Source organism: Marinilabilia sp., assembly GCF_016278715.1.
In the GTDB taxonomy this organism is placed as follows: Bacteria; Bacteroidota; Bacteroidia; order Bacteroidales; family Marinilabiliaceae; genus Marinilabilia.
This window is the reverse complement of record NZ_JADQBH010000318.1, coordinates 1-5,218: the sequence shown is the minus strand read 5'-3', so window position 1 is coordinate 5,218 and position 5,218 is coordinate 1. Positions and strand designations below refer to the sequence as shown.

Here is a 5,218-nt window from a genome sequence, read left to right as displayed (position 1 = left end):
AAGGCATATAAAAGTAAAAGAGTCTCTCTGTGCAAAAATTCGTTGCGCAAGCAACCTCTGTGTTTCTCTGTGTTCTCTGTGGTTAAACCCCTCAAAAAACATATCCTCATCCATAATTATTCGACACCTTCAGCGTCGTTTTTGTCTGTTGATATGTCTTCTATAAATATGGGAGCCCTTCAGGCTCCGGTTCTCTCTGCCACCTCAGGAGCTTGTCATTCTGAGCATGCGAAGAATCTGTCACCATTGCAAAGTTCGGAAAAACTCTGTGTGACTCGGTGCTTCCTCCGTGAAACTCTGTGTAATAACCCCGTTGCGCAAGCAACCTCAGTGCCCCTCTGTGCTCTCTGTGGTTAAACCCCTCAAAAAACATATCCTCATCCATAATTATTCGACACCTTCAGCGTCGTTTTTGTCTGTTGATATGTCTTCTATAAACATGGGAGCCCTTCAGGCTCCGGTTCCCTCTGCCACCTCAGGATCTTGTCATTCTGAGCATGCGAAGAATCTTTCACCATTGCAAAGCAGTCCATTCGAAAAAAAGGGAACAAAATATCGCGAAAGTCATTGTGGGATAGCAGCAACTGCAATTTATTATGATGCTCCATTATTTACCCTTAACACTAAAGACTTCAAGTTTATCCCCAGACTTAGATTGTTCTAACCCGTATCTGTGGATAGCACCCCGCGGTGACAGAACGGTAGCAAATAGAAGTACCAAATAATATTTCAGCTGCGGAGCTGCGACAGGAAAGTTTTATTCATAGAAAATTCCCGGAATAAATTCCGGGAGAACAAAATCAACCGTTCCTTCGGAACTATCATTTGCGATTTAATCAGAATTGCCTTCAAAGTGCCATAGGCACGACCGCTTTTGTTGTCTGGGATTTTAATCCCCGGGATTAGGCAAGTAGGCGAGTAGGATTAAGAAACCGCGGAGCGGTGATAGAACGGTAGCAAATAGAAGTACTAAATAGTGCCTGTCTATAAACTAAGCAAATTCTGTTTTTAGAAGTATGTCTGTTCAGAAAGTGCCAGTTACAATGCCTGCCCCGATTTTTCTTCGGGGGCTTGCGAAGTCCGAAAATACGGAGTTTACTTTTCGTAAATGAGTACTTTTCGGACAAGCGTAACGCAGTAAATGGTACTTTATGGACAGACACTAAATAATATATCAGCTGCGGAGCTGCAACAGGAAAGTTTTATTCATAGAAAATTCCCGGGATTAGGGGATTAGACAAGTGGAAAGACAACAGCCTTTAAGTCCTGACAAAGTAGAAAAACACCAAAACATTTTACCTACAGGTAAAACTTTCATACATTTGAATAAATGTTTTACTTATGCAGCAGGAGATAAAAATAATAGACCGTAATCTTTATCTTGAACAAATTACGCCGTTCATCAGACAGAATCTGATAAAGATTTTTGTTGGACAGCGAAGAGTTGGAAAGTCATATATACTAAAATCCACCATCAGAAATATTTTAAATCAATATACCGATGCCAATATCATATACATAGACAAAGAACAATACGATTTTGACAGAATCACCAATTACCATGAGCTCAACAGCTATGTTGAGAGTCAAATAGATTCGAACAAAAAGAACTTTCTTTTTATAGATGAAATTCAGGAGATAGAAGACTTCCCAAAATCCATAAGGCATTTTCACAATAAAAATACAGTCGATATTTACATTACCGGAAGCAATGCTCAACTGCTTTCGGGAGAATTGGCGACCTCCCTGAGTGGCAGATATATTGAAATAAAAGTAAACAACTTATCTTACACCGAATTTCTTGAATTCCACCAACTTGCAGATAATGACGAAAGCCTGTATAACTATTTAAAATGGGGAGGATTACCTTATCTGAGAAACCTGATTAAAACTGATTTAGTGGTTTTTGAGTATTTAAACAATATTGTATCCACTGTATTGTATAAGGATATCATCAGCAGATACAATATCAGGAATACAGATTTTTTCCATCAACTCATTTTATACACCGCTGCCAATACCGGAAATTTAATTACATCTAAAAAAATAAGTGATTACTTAAAATCTCAACGGGTTGATATTTCACCCAAGGTAATTCTCAACTATTTGCATTATCTGACCAATGCATTTATGCTTTACAAAATAAGCAGAGAAGATGTACAATCAAAAAAGATATTTGAAATAAATCAGAAGTATTATTTTGAAGATTGGGGAATGAGAAATGCACTTCTGGGACTAAACAACTATTCTGCTCCGGACATTCTTGAAAATGTAGTTTTTTCCCACCTGAAAAATCTTGGATATACAGTTAGTGTTGGTGTATTAAAAAACCTTGAAATAGATTTTATTGCCCGAAGAAATAATGAGACCATTTATATTCAGGTCGCTTACCTTATCTTTGATGAGAAAACCAGAAACAGAGAATTTGGAAATTTATTGCAAATAAGAGATAATTATCCCAAATATGTAATCTCATTAGACCCGGTTCAAATAGGTCATTACCAGGGTGTAAAACACCTGCACTTAAGAGAATTTTTAAAAAGAACCAAATTTAACTAGAGGCAGGTTGGAAATTAGGCAAGTAGGCAATTAGGGGATTAGGCGAGTAGAAAAAGAAACCGCAGAGCGTTGACAGAACGGTAGCAAATAGAAGTACTAAATAGTGCCTGTCTATAAACTAAGCAAGTTCTGTTTTTAGAAGTATGTCTGTTCAGAAAGTGCCAGTTACAATGCCTGCCCCGATTTTTCTTCGGGGGCTTGCGAAGTCCGAAAATACGGAGTTTACTTTTCGTAAATGAGTACTTTTCGGACAAGCGTAACGCAGTAAATGGTACTTTATGGACAGACACTAAATAATATATCAGCTGCGGAGCTGCGGCAGGGAAGTTTTATTCATAGAAAATTCAACTGTTGCTTCGGTACTATCATTTGCGATTTAATCAGAATTGCCTTCAAAGTGCCATAGGCACGACCGCTTTTGTTGTCTGGGATTTTAATCCCCGGGATTAGGGGATTAGAAAAGTAGGCGAGTAGGCAATTAGGCGAGTAGAAAAAAATAACCGCGAAGCGGTGACAGAAACCTTAAAATGTATTCACCCCCAGTCCCTGAAAGGGGCAAACAAGATGAACAGATCCTCATCCATAATTATTCGACACCTTCAGCGTCGTTTGTTCTGTTGTTATGTCTTCTATAAACATGGGAGCCCTTCAGGCTCCGGTTCCCTCTGCCACCTCAGAAGCTTGTAATCATTCTGAGCCTGCGAAGAATCTGTCCCTTTTTCAAAGTTCCAAAAAACTCTGTGCTCCTCTGTGCTCCTCTGTGGTGATACCCTTCAAAAAACAAATCTGTCACCCCTGCCGGGGCTTTTTCTTTTAATTGCCAACATTTGTTCTACCATACTGCCGCCCCGCCGGGGCTTATCCACTATGAAAAGCAAGATTAAAAGAGTATTCGTTTTAACATATTTATTGGGAAACTAGGTCTTTGGGGGAGGGCGTTCCCCCTTCAGGGGGTTAGGGGGTGAGCGAAAGGGGATAACTCTCATTCCTTTCAAGGTTTCACAGAAAGAATCTCATGAACCCCGGATTTATGTCTTAACAGCTACGAGCTAAAGAACTTCTTTTCTTTTCAAAAAGTTATCAATTTGCTCAAAATAAGCGATAAGAGCATCTTTTTTATCCATAATCGCATTTACTGAATCAATAGTTTCCTGAAGCAACAACGGATAATCATGGGCAACATCATTTCGGATTTCCCGGAGAACCTGCCATTCTTCCAAACCCGAAATTACATTTAATTTTTCAAGTTTTCGGAAGATATCAATAAACGCCATTTGAGAAGTATTCTCCCCTAATGCTTCAAGGGTTTCCCTGAATAGTTTCTGACCTGTAAGGTCTTGTAGCTTAGCAAAACGAAAAATATACTGATCGATAAAAGCCCTTTTATCCGCTGTCAAATCAATAAAACACTCCCGGTTTAAAGGAATTAATTCTGAAAGAGCCTCATAAGCATCATTGATGCGGTTAATATGAATTCTTCCGGATTCAATAACCTTCTGCAATTTATCTTTTTGTTTTTCTGTCATAATTCAGGCTTGGTCTATTCCAGAAGTATGCCCTCCCTGCGGGCAGTATCAACAATCATTCTGTGGTCATCTTCCCCATTATCAATCACAACATCAATCTTCTGTTCGCCAATTTCAGATTTCAAGGAAGCCAGAAAATGAATTTTTTTCATGTAAATATCTCGTCTGGAAACAGGAACAATAAACAGATCGATATCTCCCCCTTTTGCCGCATCATTGGTCCGTGAACCAAACAGCATCACCCGGCTGTTTTGCCCAAACCACCGACTGACTTCTCTTACAATAGTCTCTCTTTCAATTGGAGTTATTCGCATTTTTGAAATTTTATTCAAAAATAACTCCCCTGTCGGTATTTTGCAACTTTGCCATTTTATTATTGTAACGCGATACCCCTCGTTTCCGCGCGAGAAAACAAGATAAACATATCCCCATCTATAATTATTCAACACCTTCAGCGTCGTTTTTGTCTGTTGATATGTCTTCTATAAACATGGGAGCCCTTCAGGCTCCGGTTCTCTCTGCTCCTGGCCCCATGCCCCATGCTCCACTCCCTCTGCCTCAAGTCCCCCTTGGGAGATTTAGGGGCCTCCTTCATTACAACTCATTACAGGAACGTTCTTTTCATTTTATCAGAAAAACAACCACTCTATCTTGCACCCATCAATCGATTGAAAGCGAACAACCGTACCGGGGTAGCTGCCGGGACAATTAAAGATTCGCATCATTCAAAATGAGTCAGGAACCATATTCCTGATAAAACAGAATTAAGATGAACAAAACATTCAATTTCATCACCGGCGCTTTGGGAACTGCCGGCACCCTGCAAATGGTGGATCCCCTACCCGATGGAGGAGATGAGATCAGTTCGCTGGTCATGTTGCTCACCAAGACCCTGATCAGTTTGCTGGGAGGTATCCTTACCAACCAGGTCGCAAAACTGTTTCGCAAAAAATCCGACAAAGAAGAATAGTCGGGTATTACCAAAACACATTTTAAATCAGTCTGGCCGGGAATACGCGTAACCCGAAAGTCACACAGCCTTCTCCGAATCCTCGCAGGCAGTGCGTCTTTCTCAACGCTCCCAACCCGGTCAGACACAAAAACAAAAATCATGGGAACAACAAAAAAAGGAA

Annotated in this window: 4 protein-coding genes; 2 read left to right on the top strand and 2 right to left on the bottom strand. The window is 40.0% G+C overall.

Annotation, left to right across the window (positions count from 1 at the left end; genetic code table 11):
- Positions 1-1,341: 1,341 nt before the first annotated feature.
- The gene (locus tag QZZ43_RS19200) at positions 1,342-2,559 is read left to right on the top strand and encodes an ATP-binding protein (RefSeq protein ID WP_291862710.1); all 1,218 of its coding nucleotides are present in this window, start codon (positions 1,342-1,344) and stop codon (positions 2,557-2,559) included.
- 1,049 nt (positions 2,560-3,608) lie between these two features.
- Here QZZ43_RS19200 and QZZ43_RS19195 read toward each other — a convergent pair.
- Both QZZ43_RS19195 and QZZ43_RS19190 read right to left on the bottom strand, forming a co-directional pair.
- The gene (locus tag QZZ43_RS19195; protein ID WP_291862707.1) at positions 3,609-4,085 is read right to left on the bottom strand and encodes a hypothetical protein; all 477 of its coding nucleotides are present in this window, start codon (positions 4,083-4,085) and stop codon (positions 3,609-3,611) included.
- A gap of 14 nt (positions 4,086-4,099) precedes the next feature.
- Entirely contained in the window at positions 4,100-4,399 is a 300-nt protein-coding gene (locus QZZ43_RS19190) for a nucleotidyltransferase domain-containing protein (protein ID WP_291862704.1), read from the bottom strand.
- Positions 4,400-4,854: 455 nt separating this feature from the next.
- On the opposite strand from QZZ43_RS19190, the gene QZZ43_RS19185 reads away from it, so the two are divergent.
- On the top strand, positions 4,855-5,055 hold the full coding sequence (locus QZZ43_RS19185) for a hypothetical protein (RefSeq protein WP_291862701.1): 201 nt from the start codon (positions 4,855-4,857) through the stop codon (positions 5,053-5,055).
- Positions 5,056-5,218 lie beyond the last annotated feature (163 nt).